Raw genomic sequence first — 23,956 nt, 5'->3', positions numbered from 1 at the left:
TTCGAACCCGGATCAAGGCCCTGCAGATCAACAGGCCGAGCGGTCAATTGCCGCTCGGCTCCAACATTAGATTCCTATTCACTCCGCTTTCCGTAGCCACCGCCGGTGGGGGTGACGACGGTAAAGGCCTCGCCCGCTTCGAGCACGGTATGGGCCGAACCGATCAATTCCTCGATCTTGCCATCGTTGCGTCGGACATAGTTGCGGCCGGTCTGGCCGGCTTCGCCGCCCTTGACGCCGAAGGGCGCCACACGCCGATGTCCCGACAGGATCGCGAATTCCAGCTTTTCGCGTGTGCGAATGGTGCGCTGTGTGCCGTTGCCGGCATTCCACTTACCGCGTCCGCCTGAATTCGGACGAATGTGGAAATCCTCCAGCACGACGGGGAAACGCGTCTCGAGGATTTCGGGATCCGTCAGGCGCGAATTGGTCATATGCGTGTGGACGGCATCGGCGCCGTTGAAGCCCGGTCCTGCCGGCGCTCCCGAGCAGATCGTCTCGTAGTACTGATAGACGTCGTTGCCGAAGGTCAGATTGTTCATCGTGCCTTGAGCGGCGGCAAGCGCCTCGGCGGCGCCGAATAGGCAGTTGGTCACGGCCTGGCTGACCTCGACATTGCCTGCAACGACGGCGGCCGGGTATTCCGGCGTCAGCATCGTGCCTTCGGGGATGATGATGCGGATTGGCCTCAGGCACCCCGCATTCATCGGGATATCGGCCTCGACGAGAACACGGAAAACATAGAGTACAGCGGCCCGCGTCACCGGCTGCGGCGCATTGAAATTATCCGGGCGCTGCGCCGAGGTGCCGGTGAAATCGACCGTCGCCTCGCGCTTGTGCTTGTCGACCGAGATCTTGACGACGATCTTGCAGCCCTGATCCATCTCATAGCTGAATTCGCCGTCCGACAGACGGTCGAGAACGCGGCGCACGCTTTCTGCCGCGTTATCCTGAACATGGCCCATATAGGCATCGACGACATCTTCGCCGAAGTGAACGATCATCTTCTTCAGCTCGGCGACGCCCTTCTCGTTGGCAGCGACCTGGGCCTTCAAATCGTTGATGTTCTGCGCCAGCGTACGCACCGGATAGCGCGCACCCGTCAGCAGTTTGGTAAGTTCTGCCTCACAGAATCGGCCGCGATCGAGCAGCTTGAAATTGTCGATATAGACGCCTTCTTCCTCAATATGGGTAGCGAGCGGCGACATCGATCCCGGCGAAATCCCGCCGATATCGGCATGGTGGCCGCGGCTGGCGACCCAGAAGCGGATCTTCTCACCCGCATCGTCGAAGACCGGGGTACAGACGGTCAGATCGGGCAGATGCGTGCCACCATTGTAAGGCGCGTTGATCAGGAAGACGTCGCCCGGATGGATGACGGCGTTTTCGCGGATCGCGGTCGCGACGGAGGCATCCATGGAACCGAGATGAACCGGCATATGCGGCGCGTTGGCCACCAGATTGCCTTCGGCATCGAAGACGGCGCAGGAAAAATCCAGCCGTTCCTTGATGTTGACCGAATAGGCGGTGTTCTGCAGCGTCATGCCCATCTGCTCAGCGATCGACATGAAGAGATTGTTGAAGATCTCCAGCATGACGGGATCGGCCTTGGTGCCGATGGCATTGCGTTCGGGCAGCGCCTTGATGCGCTTGAGGACGATATGATCCTTGACCGTCAGCTGCGCCTGCCAGCCGTCCTCGATGACAATCGTCTGGTTCGGCTCGATGATGATGGCCGGGCCGGTCACGGTCTGGCCGGGCTTGATCGCCTGGCGCAGGACGACGGCCGCATCATGGCTATCGCCGTTCGAGTAGAAGGCGGTGCGCCTTGCCGCTTCAGCTTCACCTTCGGCGCTCGTCTCCAGCTCGACTGCGATATCGGCCGCAGCGCCGCCGATCGTTTCGATCTCGACGGCCTCCACGACCAAAGGCTTGTCCTCGGCAACGAAGCCGAAGCGGCGCTTATGCAGGGCCTCGAACTGACTGCGCAGCCGTGATGGAGCGTCGATTTCCGGAAAGGTCGTCTCGACTGCCAGCAGGGTATCGGTGCCGGCATAGCGGATGTGGGCGCGCTGGACCGTCTTGATCTCGGCCGTTGCGACGCCCTGCGCTTCCAGTTCGGGCACGCATTCGCCGCGCAGTTCGCTGCCAAGCGCTGCGATAGCTGCTGGCGCGGCATCATCGAGGGAAACACCGAGCGCCTTTTGACGCGTTGCGCGGATATCGGCAAGCCCCATGCCATAGGCGGAGAGAAGGCCGGACATCGGGTGCAGAAGGATGCTCTTCATCCCAAGCGCATCTGCGACCAGGCAGGCATGTTGCCCACCGGCGCCGCCGAAGCAGTTGAGCGCATAGCGGGTGACGTCATAGCCGCGCTGCACCGAGATCTTCTTGATTGCCTCGACCATGTTGGCAACCGCGATGCGGATGAAGCCGTCGGCGACGTCCTCCGGGCTGCGGCCATCATCGATTTCAGCCGCGAGTGCTGCGAACTTGGCACGCACCGTCTCGACATCGAGCGGCTGATCCTGGTTGGGTCCGAAGATCGAGGGGAAGAATTCCGGCAGAAGCTTGCCGGCCATGACGTTGGCATCGGTGACGGCCAGCGGGCCGCCGTTGCGGTAGCAGGCCGGGCCTGGAAAGGCGCCAGCCGAATCTGGACCGACGCGGAAGCGATCGCCATCGAAATGCAGGATCGAGCCACCGCCGGCCGCAACGGTATGGATGAGCATCATCGGCGCACGGACGCGGACGCCGGCCACTTCCGTTTCAAAGGCGCGCTCATATTCGCCGTCGAAATGCGCCACATCCGTCGAGGTGCCGCCCATGTCGAAGCCGATGACATTGGCAAAGCCCGCCTGTTCGCCTGTCTTTGCAAGGCCAACCACGCCGCCAGCCGGACCGGAGAGGATGGCATCCTTGCCCTGGAACATGTCAGCGGCCGTCAATCCGCCTGACGACATCATGAACATGACGCGCGCGCCTGTGCGCTCGACATCGAGTTCATCGCAGACCTGGCGGATGTAACGGCCGAGCACCGGCGAGAGATAGGCGTCGATGACAGCCGTATCGCCGCGGCCGACAAGCTTGATCAGCGGCGAGACCTCATGGCTTACTGAGACCTGTTCGAAGCCGATCGATCGTGCGATCCGCGCTACCGCGGCCTCATGCGCCGGAAATTTATAGGCATGCATGAAGACGATGGCGACGGAGCGATAACCCCTAGCGAGAAGGTCGCGCAGCGCAGCTTCCGCAGCCTTTTCATCCAGAGCCAGTTCGACGGTGCCGTCGGCAAGCACGCGCTCCTCGATCTCGACAACATCTTCGTAAAGCGCTTCCGGCTTTACGATCTCGGTCGCGAAGATCTTCTTCCGCTCCTGATAGCCGATGCGCAGCGCGTCGCGAAATCCCTTGGTCGTCACAAGCGCGAGGCGTTCGCCCTTGCGCTCGAGCAGCGCATTGGTGGCGACCGTCGTGCCCATGCGGACCTCACCGATCGCACCTTGAGGAACCGGCTCGCCCTTGCCAAGACCAAGATGGAGACGAATGCCATGAACGGCTGCGTCGCGGTAAGCCTCGGGATTTTCCGAGAGGACCTTGCGGGCGTGGAGAGTGCCAGACGGATCGCGCCCGACCACGTCGGTAAAGGTACCGCCGCGATCGATCCAGAAATCCCAACGACCCGAAATCTTCTCCGACAAATCCGCCTCCAGCAGAACGACGTCAACAACGATGATAATATATCGATAAATCGTCAACGTTTTATCGTCAACATGAATCTCGATGCCCGCAGCCGCGGACGATTTTTGTCAGCATAACGCTTATGGCGAGCCCGACCTATTCCTCGAAGCGGCTCGTTCCCTCGCGATCATGATCATATCGTCTTGCTAGCGGAAACGGCGGCAGCCAGGATTCGCGGCGGACGGTCCAGAGTTCGTAGGTCGGCCTCAACTGATCGGGAGCATCGAGAGACCCGAGGTTCACTTCGATTTCATCCGCGCTTCGCGAGAAAACAGGCGAACCGCAGTGAGGGCAGAAAAATCGGCCGGCATAGTCGCGTGTTTCGCCTTCGATCGTCACCGCATCCTCGGGAAAGATCGCGGAGGCATGGAAAAGCGCGCCGTGATGCTTGCGGCAGTCGAGACAATGACAAATGCCGACACGATAGGGGCGCCCCGACGCAACAATCCGCACCTTGCTGCATAGGCAGCCGCCGGTAAATCGGTCCATCTTGCACCTCCTCAGAAACAAGCAGGCGGAGTGTCTACGATAAACGGAACAGTCGCCGCAACCGCAAGCGGCTGGTGAAAGCATAGCGTTTCATTATAAGGCCGCACTTCATTGGAATACAGCCGGAGTGGATGCGCTAATGTAGTCCACCGACACCGAGCAGACGCTCGACCGCACCATGATCCGCAGCCAGAGCCTCGGGCGTCCCCTTCCAGGCAAGCCGACCGCGCTCCAGAATGATGACATCGCTGGCAAAATCGAGCGCGCTCTGGATGCGCTGCTCGACCAGTAGGATCGTCATGTCGCCCGCCTTGGCGAGCTTGGCGAAGGCCGTCATCAACTCCTCGCAGATGACGGGCGCCAGCCCCTCCAGCGGCTCGTCGAGAAGCAGGACTGTGGGGCGGCCGAGGATCGTGCGGGCGGTCGACAGCATCTGCTGCTCGCCGCCGGAAAGCTGGCTGCCTAAATTTTTGCGACGCTCCTTCAGGCGCGGGAACATGTCATAGGCTTCCTGCAAAGCGCTCTTCGGCCGTTCCTTCAGCCCAACGGAGAGATTTTCCTCCACCGTCAGCGTCGGAAAAACGTCGCGCGTCTGCGGCACATAGCCGAGGCCCTGATGGGCGCGGCGGGCGCTTGGTAGGCCGGCGATATCGGCCGAGCCCAGCCGGATGCGGCCATCATAGCGCCGGGTCTGCCCGGCGAGCGTGGCAAGCAGCGTGCTCTTGCCCATGCCGTTGCGACCGAGCACGGCAAGCCTGCCGCCGGCCGGCACGGAAAAGGAAACCCCTTCCAGCACCCGCGTCGACCCGTAGCCGGCCGACAGGTTTTCGACTTCAAGCGGCGTGGCCGGCATTGGCGTAGCTCCCAAGATAGGCTTCGCGCACCCGCGCATCCTGCGTCACATCTTTCGGCGAACCATCGAATATGATCGTGCCGGCGGCGAGCACGACCACGCGCTTGGCAAAACGGAAAACGAGGTCCATGTCATGCTCGATCATCAGCACGGCGAGATCTGCCGGCAGATCGGCCAGTGCCTGCTCGATGCGGCCGGTATCGCTCTGCGGCACGCCGGCGGCGGGCTCGTCGAGCAGAAGCACCTTTGGCTTCAAGGCCATGGCGACGGCGATTTCCAGAAGCCGCTGTTGGCCGTAAGCAATCTCGCTGACCTTGCGATGCGCGAGAGATGCGAGACCGAGCGTGCCGAGTAACTCCTCCGTCTCGGCCATGACATCGCGCATGGCGAGGAAATTGCCGAACATGCGACCGGAGCGACCCGTCCGCTGCAGCACCGCCATGCCGACATGCTCGGCCGGAGTCATGTCCTGAAACAGCCGCGTCACCTGGAAAGAACGCACCAGCCCGCGCCTGACACGGCCGATGGCATCGACCTTGTTGACGCTCTGACCCCCGATGCGGACCTCGCCGGAATCCGCTTGCAGATTGCCCGTGACGAGATTGACGAAGCTGGTCTTGCCGGCGCCGTTCGGGCCGATCAGAGCGACGCGATCTCCCGGCGCCATCGACAGGCTGACATTGTTCGTCACCGTCAGGCCGCCGAACGCCTTCTTCAGATTGCTGACCTCGAAAATCGCACTCATGCCCGCGCCTCCCGGCGGCGGGCCACATAGGCGGCGGCCGTACCGTAAATACCCTTGGGCGCGAAGAGAACGACGAGGATCAGCAAAGCGCCGACGATCGTCAGCCAATGGAAGGGATTGGCGGCCGAGACGTAATCCTCGAACAGCATGAAGATCAGCGTGCCGACGAGCGCACCGAACAGCGACCCGGTGCCGCCGAGCACGAGCATGACAAGTGCCTCGGCCGATTGCGTGAAGGAGAGGCTGTCGAGGCCCACGACCTGCGTCGAGATCGCATTCAGCGCGCCGCCGATACCGGCAACGGCGCCGGAAATCATGTACATCTTGATCAGCGTCACTTTCGGCGATGCACCCATGGCGCGGATGCGCAAGGGATCCTGCCTGATACCGCGGCAGAGCATGCCGAAGGGAGAACGGACGAGAAAGCGCAAAAGCACGAGTGCGATCAGCAGCAGTGCCACGCCGTAAAGATAGGCCGTATGCCCATAGAGATCGAACTCAAAAACACCGAACAAAGGATCGGCCGATATGCCCGACAATCCATCGCTGCCGCCTGTCCAGCTCGATGCCTTGTTGGCGAACTCATGGAAAAGATAGACCAGCGCGATCGACAGCACGAGTTGCGGCAATCCATGCGCTCTCAGGATAACGACGCCACAGATCAGGCCGGCGATGGCTCCGGCGACGATGCCGGCAAGCGTCATCAGCAGCGGATCATTGATGCCGTAATGGGCCGATGCGATGCCGGCAGCGTATGCGCCGGCACCGAACAGCGCTGCATGGCCGAGGGTCGCCACGCCGCAATAGCCGGTGACGAGATCGAGCGAGAGGACAAGAAGCGCGATCGCGATCAGCCGCGTGAGAAGGGCGAGATTATCTGGAAACAAGAGGTAGCCGGCAGCAGCCAACAAGACGATGATCGCTACCGCGATGATATCCTGTCCAAGTGTGCGGTGTCTGGTCACGATCGTCGCCGCCTCTCTTTCAAGGGTCAAGGCCATGTTACTTCATTCTCCCTGCAAAGCCGCGCGGGAAGACGCAGACAATGGCGATGACGGCCAGGTAGAAGAAGAATTCCCCATATTCCGGCATGAGGTAACGGCCAGTCGTATCGATGCAGCCGAGGATGAGACAGGCGAGCAGCGCGCCGGAAATCGAACCGGCACCGCCGACGGAGACGACAACGAGGAACGTTACCATATAGCGCAGGGCATAATAGGGTTCGACCGGCAGCAGCTCGGCACCCACGACGCCACCGAAGGCCGCAAGCCCGACGGCAATGGCGAAGCTGACCGCATAGACCACTTCCGTCCTGACTCCGAGAGCGGCCGCCATTGCAGCATTATCGACCGAAGCGCGCAGCTTCACGCCGAAGGAGGTCTTCTCGATCGTGTACCACAACGCCAAAGCGGCGATGAGGCCGCAGACGATCGCGAAGATGCGATGGGTGCCAATGGTACGGAAGCCAAGGTCGACAGAGCCCTGCAGGCTGCCTGGCAAGGGAATGGTCTTCAAAGTCGGGCCGAAGACGTAGTTGGCGATACCGATGATGCAGAAGGTGATGCCGATCGTCATCAGAACCTGCGTCAACTCAGGCGCACTATAGATGCGCCGATAGAGCAGCCGTTCGATCGGGATGGAGATGATGACGGTGCCCACCACCGCCAGTAATACGGCGGCAGCATAGCCAAGGCCAAGATCGTGCGCGGCGTAGGAGGCGATATAACCGCCGATCATGGCAAAGGCGCCATGGGCCAGATTGACGACGCGCATCAGCCCCATCGTGACCGAGAGGCCGATGGAGATGACGAACAGCACCATGCCGTAAGCGAGGGCATCGACTGCTATGCTGAGCACGGTTTGCATTGAAATTGCTGGTCCGGTTGTTGTTGCGCGGCCGCTGTCGTCACACCCCTGACCGGAGGCTTCCGATCAGGGGTAGGAGCTTCAGGAGCGCTTACTTCGCGGCAGCAAGGCCTGGATCGCCCTGCTTCTCGAAGGTCTGGATTTCCTTGTTGTAGTACTTGCCGTCATCGCCCTTGGCGACCTCACGCAGATAGATGTTCTGCGTGATATGCCGGCTTTCCGCATCGATGGTGACTGGGCCGCGTGGGCTGACCCAAGACAGGCCCTTCACGGCATCGACCGCCTTCTGCGCATCCTGCTTGCCGCCAGTCGCCTCGATCATCTTGTAGATGACATGCATCCCGTCGAAGGCGCCGACGGCCGGGAAGGTCAGCTCGGCAGGATTGCCGATCGCCTTGCCGGCAGCTGCGACGAAGGCCTTGTTTTCGGGCGAGTCATGCGAAATCGCATAATGGAAGGTCGTTTGCATGCCGAGTGCCGCGTCGCCGAGCGCCGGCAGATCGGACTCCTGCGTCAGGTCGCCGGGTGCAAAGAGCTTGATGCCGGCTGTTTTTAGGCCATTCTCATTATAGGCCTTGACGAAACCGAGCGTCGTCGGGCCGGATGGCAGGAAGGCGAAGACGCCCTGCGCGCCGGAATCCTTGATGCGCTGCATGATCGGGCTGAAATCATTGGTCGAAAGCGGCATACGGATCGCCTGCACCACTTCGCCACCCTGCTTCTCGAAACCGGCCTTGAAGGCGTTTTCGGCATCGACGCCCGGACCGTAATCGCTGACAACGGAGATAACCTTCTTCACGCCGGCGTCAAAGGCGACCTTGGCGATCGGAGTCGAGGTCTGCCAGGTGGTGAAGGAGGTGCGCACGACAAGCGGGCTCTTGGTGACGATCGCCGAAGTTGCTGCATTGAAGATCACCATCGGCACATTGGCCTGCTTGAGGATCGGCGTCACGGCCATCGCGTCCGGCGTGAAGTAGAAGCCGGCGAGATACTGCACCTTCTCCTTGACGACGAGCTCCTGAGCGAGCGACTTCGATTGGGCCGGATCAGCCGCAGGCAAATCGCGGTAGATCACCTCCACCTCGTCATTGCCGACCTTCTTGCCATTGACAGCCATATAGGCGTCGATGCCCGCCTTGAAATTCTTGCCCTGCAGCGCGAACGGCCCGGAAAACGGACCGATGATGCCGACCTTGATGGTATCGGCATAGGCGGCACCGCCAAGAGCAACGGCCGCGATGGCGGCCAAGACAAACCGTTTCATTTTTCTCCTCCCGGCAGCCGTCTTTTTAAGCCGCCCTTGATCATTCAAATTCTGATCATCGCCAATTTCTCATGTGAAATGGTGATGTAAAATGAAATAAAACCTTGCTTCCATATCGTTTCAGTTATTAATGGCGACGAATATCCTACTCGGCTGCCGTTCCCAAGCGCTTGATCGAATCGAGCAGTTGCAACGCGTGGCGCAATGAGGCTGCCGTCGCCACTACCATAGGCGGCAACAGCAGCCATTCCAATGTCCAGGCGGCACCGGAGCGCTCCTGCTCGTGCACGAGCGACTGGTGAATGCCCGAAAGCTGCACGGCATTGAAGCGGGCAAGCGTGACCAACGTTTCCGCCGCGACGGGGTTCTGCTTGTGCGGCATAGCCGAGGAGCCGCCGCCGCCGGCAAGCTCGATCTCGTCGCCCGCCTGCGCCAGAAGGGCAACATCCTGGCCGATCTTGCCGAGGCTGCCCGAGATCATGGATAAGAGCCCGGCAAGCTCGGCAATGCGCCCTCTCTGGCTTTGCCATTGCGGCTCGTCCGTCAGGCCAAGCGCTTGTGCCAGCGAACTCCTGATTTCCGCCGCCTGCGGCCCGAATTTCTCCAACGTGCCAGCCGCCCCACCGAACTGCAGCGGAAAACTCTCCTGCGTCAGCCGATCGCGATATTGATCGAGCGGATGCTGCCATGCCCGCAGCCGATCGGACACGGTGATCGCGATCGCGGCCTGCATTCTGGTGTGGCCCATGAGCCTGTTCGATCCGCAACGCTCATCCAGCTTGGCGAGCGCGGACGATACGGCAAAGAGGCGGCCGCTCAGGATAAAGGCGGCCGCCTTCAGACGCATCATTAAGCTGGTATCGATGACATCCTGACTGGTGGCGCCGAAATGGACATGTTTGCCGGCACCCTCACCAACGGCCTTGCGCAGCTGCCTGATAAGCTCAGGCACGACGACGCCATCCGATGCCGTTGCCGTCTTCAGGCTTGACAGGTCAGGCTCGAAATCCGTGCAGACCTCCGCGATCCGCCCAGCCGCCGCTTGCGGGATCAACCCATGCTGCGCCTCGACCTCGGCAAGTGCCGCTTCGAAGGCCAGCATGGAACGAATATCGCCCTGGGCCGAGAAATAGGCCGCAATCTCCTCGTCACCGAGGAGGCCGGACAGGAACGGATGATCGAAGGGAGAAACGCTCATGACCTATATATCGAGGAAAACCGTTTCCTTGTCGCCCTGCAAATGGACATCGAAGGTGTAGACGGAGCCTTCCTTCGCGGCAATCAGCGTCGCGAGGCGATCCCGATGCTCGATGCGCGCCAGCAAGGGATCTTCAGCATTGGCTGTAGCCTCTTCGGGAAAATACATCCGCGTGTGCAGGCCGATATTGATACCGCGCGCAACGATCCAGACGGTGATATGCGGCGCCATCTTGCGGCCGTCCTTGAAGGGAACACGGCCGGGCTTGATGGTTTCGAAGCGGAAAACGCCATCGGTGGAATTAGTCGGGCAGCGGCCCCAGCCGGTAAAATTCGGATCGGCCGTGCCGCGCAGCTCCGATGGGCTATTGTACAATCCGGCGCTGTCCGCCTGCCAGATTTCGAGGACGGCATCCTTGACCGGCGCTCCAGCGCCATCGAGAACCCTGCCCGTCACCGTGATGCGCTCGCCAAGCGTCTTGTCATTGACCATGACGGAGCCGAGGTCGGTTTCGTAGACGCCGCCGATTTCGCTGTAATTCGGCGTCAGGCCGATATGGACGTAAGGTCCTGCCGTCTGCGACGGCGTTTCCTTGAGATAGCCGAGTTCCTGTACCATCAATTGCCCTCCAGCCGGTTTTCGAACAGGGTCGAACGGCGACCGCGCAGCACGATATCGAATTTATAGGCGCGGGCATCCATCGGGATCGTATTACCCCAGTCAAGCGGCGCAATCAGCTGCTCGATCGCCTGTTTGTCAGGGATCGTGCCGACGATCGGACATTTCCAGATCATCGGATCGCCCTCGAAATACATTTGCGTGATCAGCCGCTGCGCGAAGCCGTGACCGAAGACGGAGAAGTGGATATGGGCCGGGCGCCAGTCATTGACGCCGTTCGGCCATGGATAGGCGCCGGGGCGAATGGTGCGGAAAGCGTAGCGGCCCTCATCATCGGTGATGGCGCGGCCGCAGCCGCCAAAATTCGGATCGATGGCGGCGAGATAGGTTTCTTTCTTGTGGCGGTAGCGCCCGCCGGCATTGGCCTGCCAGAATTCGAGTAGCACGCCCGGCACCGGCCGGCCACGCTCGTCGAGCACACGGCCATGCACGATGATCCGTTCACCGATGGCACTTTCGCCGGGCTTGGCGAAGTTATGGATCAGGTCGTTGTCGAGCTCGTTCAATATGGAATGACCGAAGACCGGTCCGGTGATCTCCGAGATCGTGCCGTCGAGCGAGAGCAGCGCGCGCTGCGGCGAGCGCAGCACGGAGGTCTTATAGCCGGGCGAAAATGCCGGCGGATGCCAGGCGCGGTCTCTCGCGAAAAAGGCGCCCGTCTCGGGCTTGCTGTTGCTTCTATCGGACATGTCTGCCTCGTTTCATGCCGCCCGTTCGGCGTCCATCTGTTCGAAAACCTGCTTGGCGATCTTGATCGCGTGGTTGGCGGCCGGCACGCCGGCATAGATCGCCACATGCAGAAGCGCTTCGCAGATGTCCTCGCGCGTCGCGCCGGTATTGCGCGTTGCGCGCACATGCATGGCCACCTCATCATCCTGACCAAGTGCGGCCAGAAGCGCGATCGTCACGATGGAGCGCTCGCGCCGGCTGAGCGTCGGGCGCGACCAGACGTGCCCCCAAGCCGCCTCGGTGATCAGCTCCTGGAAAGGCTGGTCGAACTCCGTCACAGCTTGCTGGGCGCGATCGACATGATCATCGCCGAGCACGGCACGGCGTGTCGCCATGCCCTGCAGATAGCGCTCGGACGGCGCGGTGGGGTCATTCATCAGGCTTATTCTCCACGCAGGACGACATCGATGAAGGCACGGATGACTTCGGTCAACGCCTCGGGTTGTTCGACGCAGGGAATATGGCCGGCGTCCTTGATGACTTCATAGCGCGCATTCGGAATGAGCTTGGCCGTCGACAGTACCAGTTCCGGCGGGGTCGAGCCGTCCTGATCGCCGACGATGCAAATGGTGGGCACGGCGATCTTGGCCGCGGCTTCGGTCAGATCGGCATCGCGAAGGGCAGCACAAGTGGCGGCGTAACCGGCGACCGGCTGGCGGATCAGCATGTTGCAATAGCCGGCGAAGGCGATGTTTTCCGGACGGCGGAAGGCCGGCGTGAACCAGCGCTCCATGATGGAATCGACGATGGATTCAATGCCATGTGCCTCGACCTGCTCGATGCGGGCATTCCAGCTGTCGGCCGTGCCGATCTTGTGAGCGGTATCGCAGAGGATCAGCGCCCGCACCAGATCCGGGCGCCGCTGATAGAGCGACTGCGCCACCATCCCACCGACCGATAGGCCGCAGATAATGGCGCTCTTGACCGACAGGAAATCGAGCAGACCGGCAAGATCGGTCGCATGATCCTCGATAGAATAGGGCATCTGGCCGAGATCGGAGAGGCCATGGCCGCGCTTGTCGTAAAGAACGATGGCGAAATCGCCGGCGAGCCGCACGATCACATCCCGCCAGATCCGAAAATCGGTGCCGAGCGAATTGGCAAAGACAAGAACCGGCTTGTCGGCGGGGCCGCCAATGATCTGATAGTGGATCGTGACGTCGTTGATGCGGGCAAACTGCACTGGAAATCTCCTCGGACGCGAGATTGGATGTATAATCCGGTTAAGTAAAATGATATTTCTTTGCTCTACGATAACTCCAAGGTTATGAATTAACATGCTCGACGCACGTATCAAGTTCCGCCATCTGCAGACCTTTGTCGAGGTTGCGCGCCAGAAAAGCGTGATCAAGGCGGCCGGACTGCTGAATATCAGCCAGCCGGCAGTGACGAAAACGATCCGCGAGCTGGAAGAAGCGCTTGGGGTCGCCGTCTTCGAGCGCGATGGGCGCGGCATCCGCATCACCCGCTACGGCGAAGTCTTTCTCCGCCATGCCGGCGCGGCACTCACCGCCCTCAGGCAGGGGCTGGATTCCGTCTCGCAGGAGCGTTCCGGTGAAGCGCCACCGATCCGCGTCGGCGCGCTGCCGACGGTCTCGACGCGGATCATGCCGCGGGCAATGGACCTGTTTCTCAAAGAGGAGACCTGGAGCCGCATCAAGATCGTGACAGGCGAGAATGCCGTGCTTCTGGAGCAATTGCGCGTCGGCGATCTCGATCTGGTCGTCGGCCGATTGGCAAGCCCCGACAAGATGACCGGTTTTTCCTTCGAGCATCTCTATTCCGAACAGGTCGTCTTCGCCGTCCGGGCCGGCCATCCGCTGCTGTCCGACAGGCAATCGCTGTTTTCCGATCTCAACCTCTATACGGTCCTGATGCCGACGCGCGGCTCGATCATCCGACCTTTCGTCGAGAGCTTTCTGATCGCCAACGGCGCCGGCGGATTGCCCAACCAGATCGAAACCGTGTCCGACTCCTTCGGCCGCGCCTTCGTGCGCTCCAGCGACGCCATCTGGATCATCTCGGCCGGCGTCGTTGCCGGCGATGTCAATGACGGGCTGCTAGCGCTTCTGCCGATCGATACCAGCGAGACGAAGGGACCTGTGGGTTTGACCATGCGCACCGACGCCATTCCAAGCCTGCCCCTGTCCATCCTGATGCAGACGATCCGGGAAGCAGCAAGCGAGGTCGCCAAGAAGTTTGGAGGCGGCTTAGAAAACTGAAAATGCCCTTCACCCCAGCCCTCTCCCCGTTTTAACGGGGAGAGGGGGCGACAGTGCCAAACCCCTTCGCCCCGCGTGCGGGGAGAAGGTAGACTAGAACAGTTGAGCGAAGCGAAACTGGGAGAGGACGGATGAGGGACTTACCTATCCATAGGCGATTGCCCCGCTTCAGAACGGCAGGCCCACATAATTCTCAGCGAGCGCCGTCGAGGCCGCGCGCGAATGGGTGAGATAATCGAGCTCGGCTTCCTGGATCTTCTGGTCGAAATCATTTGTCTCGGGAAAGCGATGCATCATCGTCGTCATCCACCAGGAGAAGCGCACCGCCTTCCAGACCCGAGCAAGCGCACGCGCGGAATAGGCGTCCACTCCTGCATTCGAGCGATCCTGATAATGCTCGGCAAGCCCCGAAAACAGATAATACACATCGCTTGCCGCCAGATTGAGCCCCTTGGCACCGGTCGGTGGCACGATATGGGCGGCATCACCGACCAAGAAGAGACGACCGAACCGCATGGGCTCGGCCACGAAGGAGCGCAGCGGCGCGATCGATTTCTCGAAGGACGGCGCGGTGGTCAGCGCCTCGGCATGATGGGCCGGCAGGCGGCGGCGCAACTCATCCCAGAAGCGATCGTCGCTCCAGTCCTCGACCTTCTCGTCGAGCGAACACTGAATGTAATAGCGGCTGCGTGTCATCGATCGCATGGAGCATAGAGCGAAGCCACGGGGATGGTTGGCATAGATCAGCTCGTGATTGACGGGCGCCACCTCCGCCAGCACGCCGAGCCAGCCGAAGGGATAGACCTTCTCGAAATTGCGGATCGCCTTTTGCGGAACCGATTTGCGGCTGACGCCATGGAAGCCGTCGCAGCCGGCAATGAAATCGCAATCGATGCGATGCGAAATGCCGTCCTTCTCGTAGGTCAGATGGGGCGTATCGCCATCGAAGCCATGCGGCTGGACGTTGGCGGCGCTATAGATGGTTGGAGCGCCGCTTTCCTCGCGGCGGGCCATCAGGTCGCGGGTCATCTCCGTCTGACCGTAAATGACGACCCGCTTGCCCCCGGTGAGGCCGTGAAGGTCGATGCGATGATCGCGGCCGTCGAAGGCGAGCGAGAAACCATCATGCGGCAAGCCCTCGGCATGCAAACGTTCGCTTGCCTTCGCCTGATCCAGCAACCGGACGGTGCCTTCTTCAAGAACGCCGGCGCGCACGCGGCCGAGAATGTAATCCTTGCCGACGCGATCGAGAATGACGTTGTCGATACCGGCCTCCGTCAGCAACTGGCCGAGCAGCAGGCCGGACGGCCCGGAACCGATAATGGCGACTTGAGTGCGCATCGTCTCCTCCCATGCGTCTATCTTGCTTCAAGTCTCTTCAGCGCGAGGCGAGTCCGCAATGGACATTTCGGTCATGAAATTGCACAAATCGAACACGGCGAGGGAGATGGGCCATGACAAAGACTGTGCCGACCTATGAACTCTATGGCGAAAATACCGGCCGAAAGCCGGATTTTTGGCTGCATTGCGAGACAATTCCCTCCCGCAGCAGCCTTCACCACTGGGAAATCCGTGCGCACCGGCACGAGAGCTTCTTTCAAATCTTGTACATCGATGCCGGTTCCGGCGACGCCATCTTTGACGGCGTTGCGCATGCTTTTACGCCGCCCGCCGTGATTACAGTTCCGCCACGGCTCAATCACGGCTTCCGCTTTTCGCGGGATATAGACGGTTTCGTCATCACGGTGTTGATCTCGCATCTGAAGGCATCCCCGGGCGATCGCAGCCGACTGGGCGCATGGCTTGCCGAGCCGCATCTGACTTTGCTCGACACTCAAAACGAAGACGCGGCGTATGTCGCCAAGACGCTAAAACGCCTGGGGGAGGAATTTGCCAGCCATCGCAACGGCCGCAACGACTTGCTCGATGCCTATCTGACCTCGGCCTTACTGCTGACGGCGCGCATAGCCCAAAAGGCCGAGGAAGGATCGACGCCGGGCGACGAGAGCGAGCGCCGCATGGAGATGTTGCAGGGCCTCATTCAGCGCCACTTCCGTTCACATAAGCCAGCCGCCTTCTACGCCAAAAATCTCGGCATCTCGCCAGCCCATCTCAGCCGCATCGTTCGCAGCAAAACCGGGCACGGCGCGCACGAGCTGATCACGCGCAAGCTGCTGGACGAAGCCAAGCGCGAACTGGTCTTCACCTTCGCCACCGTCCAGGAAATCAGCTATCGCCTCGGCTTTGCCGACCCCGCCTATTTCTCCCGCTTCTTCGTCAAGCAGACGGGACAGACCCCGCGCGCCTGGCGGATCGAGGAGCGGGAGAGGCTGGGAATGTGATGGTTACGGCAACACCAACCGCAGCGCCTTCTGCGTCTCCTTCAGCAGCGGCAGAAACTGCTCCGCCATGTCGGAGGCCGCGACATAGGCAGCCGGTGCGCCGATATTGATCGCCGCCACGGTCTGGCCGCGGTCGTTTTCGACCGGCACGGCAATTGAGCAAAGGCCGATTTCCAATTCCTGGTCGATGACGGCATAGCCCTGCTCCCTCACCCGGCGGAACTCCGCCATCAATTCCTCCGGGTCTGTCTTGGTGTTCGGCGTGTTTGCCTTGAGGTCGGTTCGCCCAAGCACGGAGCGCGCCTGGCCTTCCGGCAGCGCTGCCAGCAGGACGCGGCCCATCGAGGCGCAGAAGGCCGGAAGCCGGCTCCCGGGCGTCAGGTTGATCGACATCACCCGGCGCTGCGAGGCGCGAGCGATATAGACGACCTCCGTGCCGTCGAGCACTGAGGCGGAGGCATTCTGCCCGGCGCGCTCCGCAAGCTGATCGAGATGCGGCTGAATGATGGTCGGTAGCGGCGTCGCCGCCAGATAGGCATGACCGAGCCTGAGGATCTTCGGCGTCAGCGTGAAGAACTTGCCATCATAGACGGCATAGCCGAGTTCGGAGAGCGTCAGCAGCGAACGGCGCACCGTGGCGCGATCGAGGCCGGTCAGCTTCGATGCCTCGGCAATCGTCAGACGCTGCCTCGTCTCGCCGAAGGCTTCGATAACTTTCAATCCCTTGGCAAAGCCGCTGACGAAATCCGTTTCGCGCATTTCAGATCCTCAATTTCGGCCCCATTTTGTGCGATATACGAACAAATGTCAAATATCGCACAAATCGATTGCCGTCCAGCCCATGCTGATCTATTCGAAAGGAAGAGGATGGGGCGTCATGGTCCGCCCGCATGGCAAGTGGGAGTTTCCGCATGGATAAGACAATCGCGAGCACAGCAGCCGCCGTCTCGGACATCGGCGATGGTGCGACCGTCATGATCGGCGGCTTTGGTGGTTCCGGCGCGCCGATCGAACTCATCCATGCGCTGATCGACAAAGGCCCGAAGAACCTGACCGTCATCAACAACAATGCCGGCAACGGGCGTATCGGCATCGCTGCGATGATCGACGCGGGCATGGTCAGGAAGATGATCTGCTCGTTTCCGCGCTCATCCGATCCGCGCGCCTTCACGGACCGTTATCTGGCGGGCGAAATCGAGCTGGAGCTGGTGCCTCAGGGCACTCTCGCCGAACGCATTCGCGCCGGCGGCGCCGGCATTCCGGCCTTTTACACCCCGACTGCCTATGGCACCGAGCTTGCCAACGGCAAGGTCATCGCAGAATTCGACGGTCGCCACTATGTTCAGGAGCGCTGGCTCAAGGCCGATTTCGCCATCGTCAAAGCTGCAGTCGGCGATGTGCAGGGCAACCTCATCTACAATAAAGCCGGCCGCAACTTTAATCCGCTGATGTGCATGGCAGCCGCCAGGACGATTGCACAGGTTTCGAAAATCGTTGCCGCCGGCGAGCTCGATCCCGAACACATTGTTACCCCCGGCATCTTCGTCAACGGCGTCGTTGAGGTCGCCGATCCGCAGCAGGAAGAAAATCTCATTCGAGCCGGAGTGGCCTACGTATGACCATCGACACACGCGAAGACATCAAGCTCTCCAACGCACAGATCGCCTGGCGCGCAGCTCAGGATATCGAAGATGGCGCCTATGTTAACCTCGGCATCGGTTTTCCGGAAATGGTCGCCCGCTACCAGCCTCCGGGCCGGCAGGCGATCTTCCACACCGAAAACGGCATCCTGAATTTCGGCGAGCCGCCGGCGGAAGGCGAGGAAGATTGGGATCTGATCAACGCCGGCAAGAAGGCCGTCACGCTGAAGCCCGGCGCCTCCTTCTTCCATCACGCCGATAGTTTCGCCATGGTGCGCGGCGGACATCTGGATGTCGCGATCCTCGGTGCCTATCAGGTGGCGCAAAATGGCGACCTCGCCAATTGGCGCGTCGGCTCCAAAGGTGTGCCTGCCGTCGGTGGCGCTATGGACCTGGTTCATGGCGCCAAGCAGGTTTTCGTCATCACCGAACATGTGACGAAGGACGGCAAGCCGAAACTGGTGGAGGCCTGCACCTTCCCGCTGACCGGCGTCGGCTGCATCACGCGCATCTATACGAGCCATGCGGTCATCGACATTGGCAAGGAAGGTTTCGTCGTCCGTGAAAAGCTCGCCGCCATGACGATGGACGAGCTGCAGGCGATGACCGGCGCGCCGCTCCACATAGACCGCCCCGTTGCCGACCTCGTCGTGCCGAAGCTCTGAAGCCTGTTGCGATCTTTCAGACTCGCGCGCGATGCTTTAAGCTTATAATATTTCGCAAGCCGCTTTTACGCAACATGCCGTTGGGAGAAGACCATGACCGAAGCCTTCATCTGTGACTATATCCGCACGCCGATCGGCCGCTTCGGCGGATCGCTCTCCTCGGTTCGTGCCGATGATCTCGGTGCGGTGCCGCTGAAGGCGTTGATCGAGCGCAACGGCTCGGTCGATTGGGAAGCCATCGACGACGTGATCTATGGATGCGCCAACCAGGCGGGCGAGGACAATCGCAACGTCGCGCGCATGGCAAGCCTGCTGGCCGGCCTGCCGATTTCGGTGCCCGGCACGACGATCAACCGGCTTTGCGGCTCGGGCATGGATGCCGTCATCGCGGCTGCCCGCGCCATCCGCGCCGGCGAGGCTGATTTGATGATCGCCGGCGGCGTTGAGAGCATGTCGCGCGCGCCCTTCGTCATTCCCAAGGCCGAAAGCGCCTTTTCGCGCAATGCCGAGATCTACGACACCACCATCGGCTGGCGCTTCATCAATCCCGTGATGAAGAAGCAATATGGCGTCGACTCCATGCCGGAAACCGGTGAGAACGTCGCCGAAGATTACAACGTCAGCCGGGAAGATCAGGACGCCTTTGCCGTTCGCTCGCAGGCAAAGGCTGCCGCAGCGCAGGAAAACGGCCGGCTTGCCAAGGAAATCACGCCGGTCATGATCCCACAGCGCAAGGGCGATCCGGTTATCGTCGGCAAGGACGAGCATCCGCGCGCAACCTCGATGGAAGCGCTCGCCAAGCTCGGCACGCCCTTCAAGAAGGAAGGCGGCACGGTGACGGCCGGCAACGCCTCCGGCGTCAATGACGGCGCGGCCGCGCTCATCATTGCGTCTGAAGCAGCAGCTAAAAAATATGGCCTTACGCCGATTGCCCGCATCCTTGGCGGCGCGGCCGCCGGTGTCCCTCCGCGTATCATGGGCATCGGCCCCGAACCGGCTTCGCGCAAGCTCATGGCCCGCCTCGGCATGCGCCAAGAGCAGTTCGACGTCATCGAATTGAACGAAGCCTTCGCCTCGCAAGGGCTTGCCGTGCTGCGCGAACTCGGCATCGCCGATGACGACGCGCGCGTCAACCGTAATGGCGGCGCCATCGCACTCGGTCATCCGCTTGGCATGTCGGGCGCGCGCATCACCGGCACGGCCGCCCTGGAGCTCAAGGAAACCGGCGGGCGCTATTCGCTTTCCACTATGTGCATCGGCGTCGGCCAGGGCATCGCCATCGCGCTGGAACGGGTCTGATCGTTCCGGCTTGCCCGTGTTCCGCCGCCGGATGCGCGGCAGACCATGCCCGCTGCCGAGTGCGCGATATTAGCCTGCGACGGCGGCGATCAGCGATGATCTGGAACGGCAAAGGCTCTGGCGCGTTTTCCTGCTGCTCAGTGGGATCAGTCCATGCCGTCACGCCAGAACGTTTCGAAACCATTTTCGTCAAACGCCCTTATCATTCTCATCATCATCACCCCGTTGCTGTCGATTGCGCAATCCGCCTTCGCAGCAGAAGGGCAGAAAGCCAGCCACCCTTCGGAAGGGCTGTTCCTGATCCAGATCATTCTGCTTGTCGTATCGGGTAGGCTGCTCGGCGAATTGATGGTGCGCATCGGCCAGCCATCGATCATGGGCCAGATCATCGCCGGCATCATTCTCGGTCCCTCCCTTTTCGGCCTGATCTTCCCGCATGCACAGGCGAGCCTTTTTCCTTCGGAGGGCGCACAGAAAAGCATGACCGATGCTGTCGGCCAGCTCGGCATTCTCTTTCTCCTGCTGCTTGCCGGCATGGAGACCGATCTCGGTCTTGCAAGACGCCTGCGCAAATCCGCGGCCGGCGTCTCGCTGACCGGTATCGTCATTCCGTTTGCTGCGGGATTTGCCTTGGGCGAACTCATCCCCGACGCCTTGCTTCCCGATCCTCAAAAGCGGTTGGTGACCTCCCTCTTCCTGGGCACTGCGCTTTCCATCTCCTCGGTGAAGATCGTCGCTTCCGTGGTTCGCGAGATGGACTTCATGCGCCGGAACATCGGCCAACTGATCGTCGCCTCCGCCATTATCGACGATACGATCGGATGGGTCATCATTGCCATAACGTTCGGCCTTGCCGAAAAAGGCACGGTCGATCTCGCGACGCTCGCGACCAGCGTCATCGGCACATTGGCCTTCATGGCCGTCAGCTTCACGATCGGCAGACGGGCGGTCTTCGAAATCATCCGCTGGACCAACGACAATTTCCGCAGCGACCTGCCCGTGCTCAGCGCCATCATCGCAATCATGGGTACGATGGCGATCATCACCAATCTCATCGGCGTCCATACCGTGCTCGGCGCCTTCGTTGCCGGCATTCTGGTCGGTGAATCGCCCATTCTCACACGTCAGATCGATGTGCAGCTTCGGGCGTTGACGACGGCGCTGTTCATGCCGGTCTTTTTTGGACTGACCGGTCTGCAGACCGATCTCACCGTGCTTGCCGATTCTTCCATCCTGCTGCTGACGGCTGCTGTCGTGATCATAGCGAGCGTCGGCAAGTTCGGAGGCGCTTTTGCCGCCGCCAGGTTCGGCGGCTATTCGGCATCGGAGGCACTGGCGCTCGGCTGCGGCATGAATGCACGGGGATCGACGGAGGTGATCGTCGCGACCATAGGCCTGTCGGTCGGCGTGCTGGACGAAAAACTCTTTTCCGTCATCGTCGCCATGGCCGTCATCACCACGATGGCTATGCCGCCGACGCTGCGGTGGGCGCTTGCCCGCCTCCCGCTGCGTGAGGAGGAGCGCAATCGTCTGGAGCGCGAACAGTTCGAAAGCGAGAGCTTCCTCGGAAATTTTGAACGCATCCTGTTGGCTGTCGACGGTTCGCAAAGCAGCCGCCTGGCAACCTGGATAGCCGCTTTCTTCGCGATGACGCGCAAGATGCCCGTCACGGTGATGGATGCACGCGGAGCCGATGAAACTCCAGACGCGCCCGGTGCTATGGGAGCCTTGCATCCAGCGTCGCACGCTAAGGCAATCGCCGAAGATCTGCGCCAATACGCCACCGATCTGCTTGCGTCCGCGCCACCGGAGCAGAACCTGGCTGGCGAAGGCGATATCCATGTGACAATTCGAGAAAAGAGCGACAAGCTCGAAACCGTACTCGAAGACGTCTCCGATACAGGCCACGATCTTCTCCTGGCGGGCATCGAACCCTCCTTGGGAGACGATGGTCGCTTCGGCCCGTCGCTGCAGGTCATGACATCGGCGTTCCAGGGAACTCCGGCGATCATCACGGCACGCGGCCCGCTTCCAAAGCATCCCGGAGATCTGCGGATATTGCTTCCCGTCAGTGGCACCGAGCGCTCCATCCGCGCGGCTGAATTTGGGCTCGCGATCGCAAAGGCGGCAAACGCCCATTGCGCGCTGTTATTAATCGTCGAGCCGCGCCGCGCCAGCGCTATTCCGCGTATCAGCGACCGAGGTAACGACCATCGGGATATTTTGAATAAGGTCGGCGCCATTGCAGATTATTATGGCGTGCAGGTTGAAAAGGTCGTGCAGCAAGGCCCCTCACCGGAGCTCTCGATCCTGCGGCATGCGCGCAGCGGCGGATATAATCTGATCGTGCTCGGCGTGAGCAAAAGAGCCAGTGGCAGCCTGTCATATGGAAGCGTAGCCGACACGGTGCTGCAGACCGCCGACAGATCCTGCATTTTCATCGAAACTGATCTGGCCTCCTCCTCGCCGTCAATTCGCGAATAGGCCGACTATCGGCGGTGAGATGAATCAGGAGAATCAATGAAAGACATCAACGCTATTCATTTTTCCTATGCTGCCTCCTAGTCCATATTGGCCGGCAATATGATTTGACCGAGCGCACCGATGTCCGAGCTTGCCCTTTCGCGTGACCACGAAGAAGCCGATACGCGGGAGGGATGGAAGGTCGTTGCTGCGACCCATGTGCTCACCGCCGTGACCTTCGGCGCCGCCTATTCATTCTCCGCCACCTTACCGGGGCTTGCCGCGGAGTTTAGCGCCTCTCGCGGCGAGATCGCCCTCGTCTTCTCCATCTCCGCATTCCTCTTCTACTCGCTCGGCGCGATTGCCGGGCCGCTCGCCGACAGATGGTCGCCGCGCAGCCTGGTTCTTCTGGGACTTGCGGCCATGATCCTCGGCTATATCGGCGCCAGCCGCGTCGGGTCTCTCGTGTCGCTCTATATCTGGTACGGCTTCGGCGTCGGTCTGGGGATCGGCCTCTCCTACGTTCCAGCCCTTGGCGCCGTACAATCCTGGTTTATCCGCAGACGCAGCCAGGCATCCGGCGTCGCTACCGCCGGAATTGGCCTTGGCACCTTGGTGCTGCCCTTTGCGATCGGCCAGGCGCTCCCCTTCATCGGCTGGCGCGGCTGCTTCATCGCGCTTGCGTGCCTATTTGCCGCCTTCGGATTGCCAGCCGCAATGCTCATCCGCAAAAGGCGTGACAATCTGGATCCATCTCGGAGTCGAGCGGACAAGCATGCAAATGCTGCCATATGGCGGGACGGACGGTTCTATCTTTTCTATGCCGTGCTTATTCTGTCGTCGTTTTGCACTTTCATTCCCTATGTCCATATCGTTGCAGCAGCCCAGGACATGGGTCTCTCGCTGCAAGACGGAACCACTCTTGTGGGCCTTATTGGCGTCGGCAACGTGGTCGGGCGCTTTTTCCTGGCCGGGCTCGGCGATCGCTTCGGCCGGCGCCGGCTATTGGCGTCTCTGACATTTGCCGTCGCCGCGTCCTTTGCTCTCTGGGCATCGGCATCAGGCATGATCCAGCTGGCGTTGTTCGCACTGACGTTCGGCATGAGCTATGGCGGCTGCGTCGGCCTTTATCCCGCTGTGGCGGCCGATCTGTTCGGGACGCGCAATATCGGCGCCGTCATCGGATATCTCTATACGGCGGTCGGTATCGCAGCCTTGATCGGACCGACGGCGGCCGGTTTTATTTTCGACCATACCGGCAGCTATTCCGGCCCGATTATCGCAAGCGGCCTCGCCGCTTTTGCGGCTGGTTTCATGGCACTGCGCCTTGGGCACGAATAGCACCATTGTTGGCGGTGATTGTCAGAGCTGGGCTGCGATGGCGGCCTTGTCGATGATGGACCAAACGTGTCGAATTCGTCCATCTAGAAACTCATAAAAGACATTCTCAGCGAATTGGACCCTTCTGCCGTTCACCGCCATGCCGAACAACAGCCCCATCGGTTTGCAATCAAATTGCAGGCGACATGCGACACGCGGCGGCTCGCAGATGAGCAGAGCGATATCGAAATGAAGATCGGGGATGGCGCGAAAATCACCTTCGAGCATTTGCCGGTAGCCTGACAACCCCACATGGGCGCCATTATAGCACACGTCTTCATGGACGAATTTGCGCAGATTCGGCCAATCCTGCCCGTTGAGACAGGCAATGTACCCTCGATAGATCTCGGAAAGGTCGGTGCTTGCCATTCTCATCACCCTC

22 protein-coding genes are annotated in these 23,956 nt (G+C 61.0%); 7 read left to right on the top strand and 15 right to left on the bottom strand.

The window, feature by feature from the left end:
• Positions 1–74: 74 nt before the first annotated feature.
• The 12 genes from AC13RE_RS21880 to pcaD all read right to left on the bottom strand — a co-directional run bounded on the left by AC13RE_RS21880 (position 75) and on the right by pcaD (position 12,746).
• Positions 75–3,701, bottom strand: coding sequence for a hydantoinase B/oxoprolinase family protein (locus tag AC13RE_RS21880; protein WP_488564490.1), 3,627 nt, complete (start codon positions 3,699–3,701; stop codon positions 75–77).
• Positions 3,702–3,837: 136 nt separating this feature from the next.
• On the bottom strand, positions 3,838–4,230 hold the full coding sequence (locus tag AC13RE_RS21875; RefSeq protein WP_488564489.1) for a GFA family protein: 393 nt from the start codon (positions 4,228–4,230) through the stop codon (positions 3,838–3,840).
• A gap of 136 nt (positions 4,231–4,366) precedes the next feature.
• Positions 4,367–5,083, bottom strand: coding sequence for an ABC transporter ATP-binding protein (locus AC13RE_RS21870; RefSeq protein ID WP_488564488.1), 717 nt, complete (start codon positions 5,081–5,083; stop codon positions 4,367–4,369).
• A complete protein-coding gene (locus tag AC13RE_RS21865) occupies positions 5,064–5,828 on the bottom strand; it encodes an ABC transporter ATP-binding protein (RefSeq protein ID WP_132719254.1) in 765 nt (254 codons plus the stop codon). The genes AC13RE_RS21870 and AC13RE_RS21865 overlap by 20 nt, the downstream gene beginning before the upstream one ends.
• Positions 5,825–6,829, bottom strand: coding sequence for a branched-chain amino acid ABC transporter permease (locus AC13RE_RS21860; RefSeq protein ID WP_488564487.1), 1,005 nt, complete (start codon positions 6,827–6,829; stop codon positions 5,825–5,827). Before AC13RE_RS21860 ends, AC13RE_RS21865 begins: the two co-directional genes overlap by 4 nt.
• A gap of 1 nt (position 6,830) precedes the next feature.
• Complete coding sequence (locus tag AC13RE_RS21855) at positions 6,831–7,694, bottom strand: branched-chain amino acid ABC transporter permease (protein ID WP_488564486.1); 864 nt, start codon at positions 7,692–7,694, stop codon at positions 6,831–6,833.
• Positions 7,695–7,785: 91 nt separating this feature from the next.
• Complete coding sequence (locus AC13RE_RS21850) at positions 7,786–8,958, bottom strand: ABC transporter substrate-binding protein (RefSeq protein ID WP_488564485.1); 1,173 nt, start codon at positions 8,956–8,958, stop codon at positions 7,786–7,788.
• 145 nt (positions 8,959–9,103) lie between these two features.
• The gene (locus AC13RE_RS21845) at positions 9,104–10,156 is read right to left on the bottom strand and encodes a 3-carboxy-cis,cis-muconate cycloisomerase (RefSeq protein WP_488564484.1); all 1,053 of its coding nucleotides are present in this window, start codon (positions 10,154–10,156) and stop codon (positions 9,104–9,106) included.
• 3 nt (positions 10,157–10,159) lie between these two features.
• A complete protein-coding gene (gene pcaG / locus AC13RE_RS21840; RefSeq protein ID WP_488564483.1) occupies positions 10,160–10,774 on the bottom strand; it encodes a protocatechuate 3,4-dioxygenase subunit alpha in 615 nt (204 codons plus the stop codon).
• Positions 10,774–11,523 (bottom strand): protocatechuate 3,4-dioxygenase subunit beta, encoded by a 750-nt coding sequence (gene pcaH / locus AC13RE_RS21835; RefSeq protein WP_132719242.1) that lies wholly within the window; start codon positions 11,521–11,523, stop codon positions 10,774–10,776. Before pcaH ends, pcaG begins: the two co-directional genes overlap by 1 nt.
• A 12-nt stretch (positions 11,524–11,535) precedes the next feature.
• On the bottom strand, positions 11,536–11,940 hold the full coding sequence (gene pcaC / locus AC13RE_RS21830) for a 4-carboxymuconolactone decarboxylase (protein ID WP_488483963.1): 405 nt from the start codon (positions 11,938–11,940) through the stop codon (positions 11,536–11,538).
• A 5-nt stretch (positions 11,941–11,945) separates the two neighbouring features.
• Entirely contained in the window at positions 11,946–12,746 is an 801-nt protein-coding gene (gene pcaD, locus AC13RE_RS21825; RefSeq protein WP_488564482.1) for a 3-oxoadipate enol-lactonase, read from the bottom strand.
• Positions 12,747–12,840: 94 nt separating this feature from the next.
• Between pcaD and pcaQ the strand changes: the two genes are divergently transcribed.
• Positions 12,841–13,785 carry a pca operon transcription factor PcaQ gene (gene pcaQ, locus AC13RE_RS21820; RefSeq protein ID WP_488564481.1) on the top strand — a complete coding sequence of 315 codons (945 nt, stop codon included), beginning with the start codon at positions 12,841–12,843 and terminating at the stop codon, positions 13,783–13,785.
• Between the two features lie 168 nt (positions 13,786–13,953).
• On the opposite strand, the gene pobA is transcribed toward pcaQ, so the two are convergent.
• Positions 13,954–15,126: a 4-hydroxybenzoate 3-monooxygenase gene (pobA, locus tag AC13RE_RS21815; RefSeq protein ID WP_488564480.1), complete on the bottom strand. Its 1,173-nt coding sequence runs from the start codon at positions 15,124–15,126 to the stop codon at positions 13,954–13,956.
• Between the two features lie 113 nt (positions 15,127–15,239).
• Between pobA and AC13RE_RS21810 the strand changes: the two genes are divergently transcribed.
• Positions 15,240–16,127 carry a helix-turn-helix domain-containing protein gene (locus AC13RE_RS21810; protein WP_488564479.1) on the top strand — a complete coding sequence of 296 codons (888 nt, stop codon included), beginning with the start codon at positions 15,240–15,242 and terminating at the stop codon, positions 16,125–16,127.
• 3 nt (positions 16,128–16,130) lie between these two features.
• On the opposite strand, the gene AC13RE_RS21805 is transcribed toward AC13RE_RS21810, so the two are convergent.
• On the bottom strand, positions 16,131–16,886 hold the full coding sequence (locus AC13RE_RS21805; RefSeq protein ID WP_488564478.1) for an IclR family transcriptional regulator: 756 nt from the start codon (positions 16,884–16,886) through the stop codon (positions 16,131–16,133).
• 152 nt (positions 16,887–17,038) lie between these two features.
• Between AC13RE_RS21805 and AC13RE_RS21800 the strand changes: the two genes are divergently transcribed.
• From AC13RE_RS21800 to AC13RE_RS21780, 5 genes are all read left to right on the top strand, one after another.
• Positions 17,039–17,746: a 3-oxoacid CoA-transferase subunit A gene (locus AC13RE_RS21800; protein WP_488564477.1), complete on the top strand. Its 708-nt coding sequence runs from the start codon at positions 17,039–17,041 to the stop codon at positions 17,744–17,746.
• Positions 17,743–18,432: a CoA transferase subunit B gene (locus AC13RE_RS21795; RefSeq protein ID WP_488564476.1), complete on the top strand. Its 690-nt coding sequence runs from the start codon at positions 17,743–17,745 to the stop codon at positions 18,430–18,432. The genes AC13RE_RS21800 and AC13RE_RS21795 overlap by 4 nt, the downstream gene beginning before the upstream one ends.
• Positions 18,433–18,525: 93 nt before the next feature.
• Entirely contained in the window at positions 18,526–19,731 is a 1,206-nt protein-coding gene (gene pcaF / locus AC13RE_RS21790) for a 3-oxoadipyl-CoA thiolase (protein ID WP_488564475.1), read from the top strand.
• A 153-nt stretch (positions 19,732–19,884) separates the two neighbouring features.
• Complete coding sequence (locus AC13RE_RS21785; protein WP_488564474.1) at positions 19,885–22,215, top strand: cation:proton antiporter domain-containing protein; 2,331 nt, start codon at positions 19,885–19,887, stop codon at positions 22,213–22,215.
• 120 nt (positions 22,216–22,335) lie between these two features.
• Positions 22,336–23,535, top strand: a complete 1,200-nt coding sequence (locus AC13RE_RS21780; protein WP_488564473.1) for an MFS transporter — start codon at positions 22,336–22,338, stop codon at positions 23,533–23,535.
• Between the two features lie 21 nt (positions 23,536–23,556).
• Here AC13RE_RS21780 and AC13RE_RS21775 read toward each other — a convergent pair whose 3' ends face one another.
• A complete protein-coding gene (locus tag AC13RE_RS21775) occupies positions 23,557–23,943 on the bottom strand; it encodes an ester cyclase (RefSeq protein ID WP_132719221.1) in 387 nt (128 codons plus the stop codon).
• Positions 23,944–23,956: the final 13 nt, after the last annotated feature.

Source organism: Martinezella sp. CNPSo 3959, from assembly GCF_057784355.1.
This window is presented reverse-complemented; position numbering and strand designations above follow the sequence as displayed.

What these genes read in the sequence shown, in the direction of transcription:
- AC13RE_RS21795 (WP_488564476.1), top strand. Translation starts at nt 17,743, where the DNA reads ATGACCATCGACACACGCGAAGACATCAAGCTCTCCAACGCACAGATC.
- AC13RE_RS21850 (WP_488564485.1), bottom strand. Translation starts at nt 8,958, where the DNA reads ATGAAACGGTTTGTCTTGGCCGCCATCGCGGCCGTTGCTCTTGGCGGT.
- pcaH (WP_132719242.1), bottom strand. Translation starts at nt 11,523, where the DNA reads ATGTCCGATAGAAGCAACAGCAAGCCCGAGACGGGCGCCTTTTTCGCG.
- AC13RE_RS21800 (WP_488564477.1), top strand. Translation starts at nt 17,039, where the DNA reads ATGGATAAGACAATCGCGAGCACAGCAGCCGCCGTCTCGGACATCGGC.
- AC13RE_RS21860 (WP_488564487.1), bottom strand. Translation starts at nt 6,829, where the DNA reads ATGGCCTTGACCCTTGAAAGAGAGGCGGCGACGATCGTGACCAGACAC.
- pobA (WP_488564480.1), bottom strand. Translation starts at nt 15,126, where the DNA reads ATGCGCACTCAAGTCGCCATTATCGGTTCCGGGCCGTCCGGCCTGCTG.
- AC13RE_RS21780 (WP_488564473.1), top strand. Translation starts at nt 22,336, where the DNA reads ATGTCCGAGCTTGCCCTTTCGCGTGACCACGAAGAAGCCGATACGCGG.
- AC13RE_RS21775 (WP_132719221.1), bottom strand. Translation starts at nt 23,943, where the DNA reads ATGGCAAGCACCGACCTTTCCGAGATCTATCGAGGGTACATTGCCTGT.
- pcaC (WP_488483963.1), bottom strand. Translation starts at nt 11,940, where the DNA reads ATGAATGACCCCACCGCGCCGTCCGAGCGCTATCTGCAGGGCATGGCG.
- pcaQ (WP_488564481.1), top strand. Translation starts at nt 12,841, where the DNA reads ATGCTCGACGCACGTATCAAGTTCCGCCATCTGCAGACCTTTGTCGAG.
- AC13RE_RS21870 (WP_488564488.1), bottom strand. Translation starts at nt 5,083, where the DNA reads ATGCCGGCCACGCCGCTTGAAGTCGAAAACCTGTCGGCCGGCTACGGG.
- pcaF (WP_488564475.1), top strand. Translation starts at nt 18,526, where the DNA reads ATGACCGAAGCCTTCATCTGTGACTATATCCGCACGCCGATCGGCCGC.
- AC13RE_RS21810 (WP_488564479.1), top strand. Translation starts at nt 15,240, where the DNA reads ATGACAAAGACTGTGCCGACCTATGAACTCTATGGCGAAAATACCGGC.
- pcaG (WP_488564483.1), bottom strand. Translation starts at nt 10,774, where the DNA reads ATGGTACAGGAACTCGGCTATCTCAAGGAAACGCCGTCGCAGACGGCA.
- AC13RE_RS21865 (WP_132719254.1), bottom strand. Translation starts at nt 5,828, where the DNA reads ATGAGTGCGATTTTCGAGGTCAGCAATCTGAAGAAGGCGTTCGGCGGC.
- AC13RE_RS21855 (WP_488564486.1), bottom strand. Translation starts at nt 7,694, where the DNA reads ATGCAAACCGTGCTCAGCATAGCAGTCGATGCCCTCGCTTACGGCATG.
- AC13RE_RS21875 (WP_488564489.1), bottom strand. Translation starts at nt 4,230, where the DNA reads ATGGACCGATTTACCGGCGGCTGCCTATGCAGCAAGGTGCGGATTGTT.
- AC13RE_RS21845 (WP_488564484.1), bottom strand. Translation starts at nt 10,156, where the DNA reads ATGAGCGTTTCTCCCTTCGATCATCCGTTCCTGTCCGGCCTCCTCGGT.
- AC13RE_RS21805 (WP_488564478.1), bottom strand. Translation starts at nt 16,886, where the DNA reads ATGCGCGAAACGGATTTCGTCAGCGGCTTTGCCAAGGGATTGAAAGTT.
- AC13RE_RS21785 (WP_488564474.1), top strand. Translation starts at nt 19,885, where the DNA reads ATGCCGTCACGCCAGAACGTTTCGAAACCATTTTCGTCAAACGCCCTT.